This window comes from Trebonia sp. (genome assembly GCF_049794275.1).
GTDB lineage: Bacteria > Actinomycetota > Actinomycetes > Streptosporangiales > Streptosporangiaceae > Trebonia.
In genome coordinates, this window is the sequence record NZ_JBARCR010000663.1 from 1 (window position 1) to 4,712 (window position 4,712).

General features: G+C 70.8%; 6 protein-coding genes. 2 read left to right on the top strand and 4 right to left on the bottom strand.

The genetic code is table 11. The annotated features are described in order from the left end of the window. The 3 genes from WA805_RS17785 to fabG form a co-directional block, all read right to left on the bottom strand. Positions 1–297: acyl-CoA dehydrogenase family protein (locus tag WA805_RS17785; protein WP_425242889.1), on the bottom strand; the 297-nt coding region annotated here is incomplete at its 3' end. Beyond that, positions 297–1,478 (bottom strand): acyl-CoA dehydrogenase family protein, encoded by a 1,182-nt coding sequence (locus WA805_RS17790; protein WP_422290536.1) that lies wholly within the window; start codon positions 1,476–1,478, stop codon positions 297–299. The genes WA805_RS17790 and WA805_RS17785, both read right to left, overlap by 1 nt. Before the next feature lie 15 nt (positions 1,479–1,493). Beyond that, positions 1,494–2,246 (bottom strand): 3-oxoacyl-ACP reductase FabG, encoded by a 753-nt coding sequence (gene fabG / locus WA805_RS17795; RefSeq protein WP_422278118.1) that lies wholly within the window; start codon positions 2,244–2,246, stop codon positions 1,494–1,496. Between the two features lie 161 nt (positions 2,247–2,407). On the opposite strand from fabG, the gene WA805_RS17800 reads away from it, so the two are divergent. Continuing rightward, positions 2,408–3,190, top strand: a complete 783-nt coding sequence (locus WA805_RS17800) for a hypothetical protein (RefSeq protein ID WP_422278116.1) — start codon at positions 2,408–2,410, stop codon at positions 3,188–3,190. An 8-nt stretch (positions 3,191–3,198) separates the two neighbouring features. After that, on the top strand, positions 3,199–3,897 hold the full coding sequence (locus tag WA805_RS17805; RefSeq protein ID WP_422278114.1) for a B3/4 domain-containing protein: 699 nt from the start codon (positions 3,199–3,201) through the stop codon (positions 3,895–3,897). Positions 3,898–4,232: 335 nt separating this feature from the next. Here WA805_RS17805 and WA805_RS17810 read toward each other — a convergent pair. After that, a partial coding sequence (locus WA805_RS17810; RefSeq protein ID WP_425242890.1) for a THUMP-like domain-containing protein occupies positions 4,233–4,712 on the bottom strand: 480 nt, incomplete at its 5' end.

The following is a 4,712-nucleotide window of genomic DNA, read 5'->3' on the forward strand; positions in this document are numbered from 1 at the left end:
GGCCACGGCCGCGCTGCCCAGGTAGGGGATCGGCGCCACGGCGGCGCCGAACTGCTCGGCGGCGGCGGCGAGTTCCCGGTAGGAGGCGCCGGCGCCGCCAAGCGGCTCAGGGATCAGCAGGCCCGCCAGGCCGATCTCCGCGGCCACAGTGCGCCACAGGTCCAGGTCGTACGTGTCCGGTTTCTCGGTCCTCGCCAGCACGTCGGAGGGCTGCGCACGGGACGAGAGGAGATCGGCGAGGGCAGCCGCGAGCGTACGTTCCGTATCGGAATAGAGAAGGTCAACGGTGTGAGCCATCAGCGGGGCAGATCCTTCCACGCGACGCCGGTGTCGGTGCGGGGCTCAGGCGGCAGGCCGAGGACGCGCTCGGCGATGATGTTGCGGAGCACCTCGGAGGTGCCGCCCTCGATCGAGTTGCCCCGCGAGCGCAGGTAGCGGTACCCGGGGCCGCGGGCGTAGTCGGTGACCGAGCCGCGGTGCATCGTCCAGTCGTCGTAGCGCAGCCCGTCCGCCGCGCCGAAGTCGATCTCCCATCCGGAGATCTCCTGGTTCAGCCGGGCGAAGACGAGCTTGGCCGCCGAGCCCTCCGGGCCCGGCTCCCCCGCCGCGAGCTGCTGCCGCAGCCGCTCGCCGGCCAGCCGCGCCACCTCGGCTTCCGCCCACAGCCGGAGCAGCCGGTGGTGCAGTTCGTGAGTGCGCAGCTCAGGGTGCGTGCGCCAGTCCGCGGCGGCGAACGCGATCGCGCTTTGCTCCCTCGGCACCGACCGGGAGCTGCCGATCGAGACCCGCTCGTTCATCAGCGTGGTCTGCGCGACGCGCCAGCCCGCGCCGATGTCGCCGAGCCGGTTCGCGTCCGGCACCTGGGCATCGGTGAGGAACACCTCATTGAACTCCGCCTGGCCGGTGAGCTGCCGGAGCGGGCGCACCTCGACACCCGGCTGGTGCATGTCGATGACGAAGTAGCTCAGCCCGGCGTGCTTGGGCACGTCCGGGTCGGTGCGGGCGAGCAGCAAACCCCAGCGCGCCTCGTGGGCGAGCGAGGTCCACACCTTCTGGCCGTTGACGATCCACTCGTCGCCGTCCCTGACGGCGCGGGTCCCGAGGCCGGCCAGGTCGCTGCCCGCGCCGGGCTCGCTGAAGAGCTGGCACCAGATCTCTTCGGCGGTCCACAGCGGCTTCAGCCAGCGGGTCTTCTGCTCGTCGGTGCCGAACGCGATGATCGTCGGCGCGGCCATGCCGAGGCCGATGACGTTGCGCCGCGGGTCGAGGTCGTGGGCGCCGCCCTTGGCGAACTCCTCGTCGGCCGCCGGCTGCAGCGAGCGGGACAGGCCGAGGCCGCCGTGCCCGGCCGGGTAGTGCGCGGCGGCCAGCCCGGCGTCGAACCTGGCACTGTTGAACTCCGCTGCCGGAGTCGTCGCCGGGTCGTGCTCCGCGAGGAACGCGCGCACCCGGTCGCGGAGATCGGTATCGGTGGTCAACGCCCTGCCCCTTTCCTACGAGACGGGTCCGCCGGCGATGTACAGGATCTGGCCGGACACGAAGCCGGCCGCCTCGCTCACGAAGAACGAGATCGCGTTCGCCACGTCCTCCGGCAGGCCGACCCGCTGCACCGGGATCGTCTGCGCCGCGCCGGCCTGGAAGTCCTCGAATGACACGCCCAGCCTGGCCGCGGTGGCCGCGGTCATGTCGGTGACGATGAACCCGGGCGCCACGGCGTTCGCGGTGACGCCGAACTTGCCGAGCTCAATCGCGAGCGTCTTCGTCAGCCCCTGCATGCCGGCCTTCGCGGCGGAGTAGTTCGCCTGCCCGCGATTACCGACCGCGCTCACCGACGACAGGTTGACGATCCGGCCCCACTTGGCGCTGACCATGTACTTCTGGGTCGCGCGCGTCATGAGGAAGGCGCCCCTCAGGTGGACGTTCAGCACCATGTCCCAGTCGGTCTCCGACATCTTGAACAGCAGGTTGTCCCTCGTCACGCCCGCGTTGTTGATCAGCACCGTCGGCTCGCCAAGCTCGGCGGCCACCCGGTCGACAGCCGCCTGGACCTGGTCCGCGTTGCTGACGTCGGCGCCAACCGCGATCGCCTTCCCGCCCGCCTTCTCGATCTCGGCGACGGTCTGCGCGCCGTCGGCCTCGTTCAGGTCGAGCACCCCGACGGCCATGCCGTCGCTGGCCAGGCGCTTGGCGGTTCCGGCGCCGATCCCGCGAGCAGCCCCGGTAACGATCGCGATTCGCTGTGCCATAACGTTGCGTATCCTTTCCTCAAGCCCGACGCCGATGTCGGCCAACGTCGGTGTTCCAGCGTCATTATCCACGTCCGCGCGTCGCACGCCACGTGCGGGCGGTGGACACCGACCGGTACCTTGTCAGGTGTTGATGTCCGGATTGGGGGCTGGCTAACGCTGTGTCATCGGTTTCTCGGGTCCTCGCAGGGGTTACCGCGGTCGCAGCCGTCGCGCTGACCGGGTGCGCCACCAAGGGCGTGCCGTACCAGACGCCGTCGTCCTCGTCTTCCGCGGCGGCGGCTCCGACGACGGCCGCCGCCGCGCCTACCGTGTCGATGACCCCCGTGCCCGCGGCGTCCGGGCAGCTCACCGGCACGCAGCTGGAGACGGTGCTGCTCCCGCAGTCGTTCTTCCCCACCGGGTTCACGCTGTCGTCGTCGTCCGTTGTCAGCTCCGGCGCGGTCTTGTCGTCGTCGCCCCCGCAGTACGACCTGGCGACGGTCGACTGCGGGACGTTCGTCAACCACTTCGGTAACACCGGGTTCGGTGAGACGGCGCTGGCGTCCGTCAGCGCCGCGGGGCAATCGCAGGCGTACGACCAGGTGGTCTACCAGTTCGGCACCCCCGCCGCGGCCGCGGCGTTCGTGGCCGGGGTCACGTCGGTGGCGGGGCGGTGCCGGTCGTTCACCGCTACCTCCAACGGCGCGACGGGGACGTTCGGGCTGAAGGCGGCGCCGGGGCCCGCGGTGGGCGGGCACCCGTCGCTCGAGCTCACGCAGACCGGAGTACTCAACCACTCGGCTCTGTCGATCGACACAGTGATGTCTGCCAGCGGCGTGGACGTGTTCGCGGGGGCCGCGGTCGGGCTCGCCGCCGCCGTGCCCACCGGCCTGGCTCCGGCGACGATCGCCTACAACCTGATGAAGCGCCAGGCGGCCGCCGCGGTGCTCGGCGGTTCCTAAGGAGCGCGGTGGACTTCCGGCATTCCGATGAGATCTGGCGCGATTTCCCTCAGCTCGTCGCCGGGGTGGTGTTCGCGACCGGGATCTCCGGCGATGCGGTGGCCGACGACGGTGTCGCCAGGTTCACCGCCATCGCGAAGTCCCGGCTGGCGGGGGCGACGGAAAGCGAGCTGCCGGAAATCCAGGCCTGGCGGCGGGCCTTCACCACGATGGGGCTCAAGCCGACCCAGTACCGGTGCGCGTCGGAGGCGCTGCTCCGGCGCTTCAGGAAGGAGGGGGCCCTGCCGCGGCTGCACCCGCTGGTGGACGTGTGCAACGCCGTGTCCCTCGCCTTCGCGATCCCGGTGGCCGTCTTCGACGTCGCCGCGATCAGCGGCTGCCTGCGAGTACGGTACGCGGCCGGCGACGAAAACTACCTGACGTTCTCCGGCGAGGCCGAGCATCCCAGCCCTGGCGAAGTGATCTTCGCCGACCAGGCGGCTCAGGTGCACGCCCGGCGATGGACGAACCGGCAAAGCGGCCTGTCGGCCGTCCGGGCACCGACGCACACCGCGCTGATCGTGGCCGAGGCCATGCACGACTCAGCGCCATCGGACGTGCCTGAGCTCATCGCGGCTGTCGTCGCGGAACTGACCGCTATCTGGTCGATCACGCCGGCGGCCGCCGTGCTCAGCCAGTCCGCACCGCGGTTCACGTTCGGGGAGTAACCCACAGCGGAGCGGATGGCGCGCCGGGCCGCCGCCGCGGTCCCCGACCTGCTCGCCGACGTCAACGAGCCGTAGCCGGCAGGCCGTCGCAACTTCCCATCAGCCTCTGCCCCTGATATTGGACAAATCGGACGCGGAAAGGGCCGAAGGTGATGGGAAGTCATCTCTCTATCAGCCATAGGTCCCCCGGGTGGGGCGTCGCGTGTGCGCGAAATCCGGCAGTTGTCGCCTGGCTCGCGTCGGTAACCGGCGTGACGGCGGCGTACTTGTCGGGATCCGTCTCATTTCCGGTCAGTTCCGTGGGGATAAATCGGGCAAATCGGGCGGGAAAGTGGTCAGAAGTGATAGAAAAATGCGTTCAGCGGCTGGCCTAAGTGCGTACGGATGTCGGTGCAGATCAGGCCCCAGGGCTTGTCGTTGACACGGGTGAGGACGACAGTGGCGCGGTGCCGGCCGCTGAGCTTGAGGCGGCGGCGGATCTGGTCGACGTCGCCGGCGAGGCCGCGGCGCCGGATGTCCGCCGCGCCGACGCCGAGCTCGCGCAGCCGGGCGGCGAACCGCTTCTCGTTCCACGGGGCGGACTCGACGACGCGCAGCGTCCGCGCGAAGGGCGTGGCTACCTCATGGTCGGCCGTCAGGAAGGCGATCCGCGGGTCGATCTTCCGCGCGCCGAGCAGCCGGGCGAGGTCCTCGACGAGCCCGGCCCTGGTGACCGCGGGGCTGGGGTCGAGCAGGTACTCCCCGGGTTCGCCGACGTCGACGGGATCGGCGTGGCCGCCGGGCTCGCCGGACGCGCGGGGCGCGCGGGTCAGCGT

Coding starts and splice junctions, on each gene's coding strand:
- fabG (WP_422278118.1), bottom strand. CDS start 2,246: ATGGCACAGCGAATCGCGATCGTTACCGGGGCTGCTCGCGGGATCGGC.